This window comes from Xenorhabdus sp. TS4, from assembly GCF_014467265.1.
Lineage (GTDB): Bacteria > Pseudomonadota > Gammaproteobacteria > Enterobacterales > Enterobacteriaceae > Xenorhabdus > Xenorhabdus ehlersii.
The window spans coordinates 1-619 of sequence record NZ_NKHQ01000068.1 but is presented as its reverse complement, the minus strand read 5'-3'; the positions used below and the strand labels follow the sequence as shown (position 1 = coordinate 619).

The 619-nt window shown below is 49.1% G+C and carries 1 protein-coding gene; it reads left to right on the top strand.

Features of this window, described 5'->3' with window-relative positions; genetic code table 11:
- On the top strand, window positions 1-513 hold a 513-nt coding region (locus Xets_RS14160; RefSeq protein ID WP_187651952.1), incomplete at its 5' end, for an IS5 family transposase.
- Window positions 514-619 lie beyond the last annotated feature (106 nt).

Below are 619 nucleotides of genomic sequence, written 5' to 3'. Positions count from 1 at the left end.
TGCCGCAGGGGCGAAAAAAAACATCCCGATATCGCTGACGATCATGCGCTGGGTCGCTCACGCGGTGGTTATGGCACCAAAATCCACCTGGCAACCGACAGACGGGGTTTTCCCCTCAACCTACTTTTGACGGCGGGGCAAGCCCATGAAAGTAGATCCGCCATCCCTTTGCTCGACGGCATTGGCATACAGCGCAAAAATGGTTTCATGAAACGGCGCGGAAAAGCCGTGCTGGCAGATAAAGGCTATTCGGGCGGAAAACTCCGCGGTTATCTGCGTAAATTGAGGATCAAGAGCGTTATTCCGTATAAAATCAATGAAAAAGGCCGTGCTGATGGTCGTACGCAATTTGATGAACAGGCGTATCGTGACCGCAATGTTGTCGAACGCTGTTTCGGTTTTCTGAAAGGAAATCGGCGTATTGCAACCCGTTACGAAAAAACCGCCCGAAACTATTTGTCCATGGTGAAATTAGGCTGTATTCGACTCTTTTACAGGCGGTTATATAATTAAGGGACGCAGCCTAGTACTACAGTCGTACGCTCCATTGTGGCATGATAGCTCATGATATATTCTTCCTGAAAATAGGGGGAGGTGTTCAATGCACTCACCTGTCAAC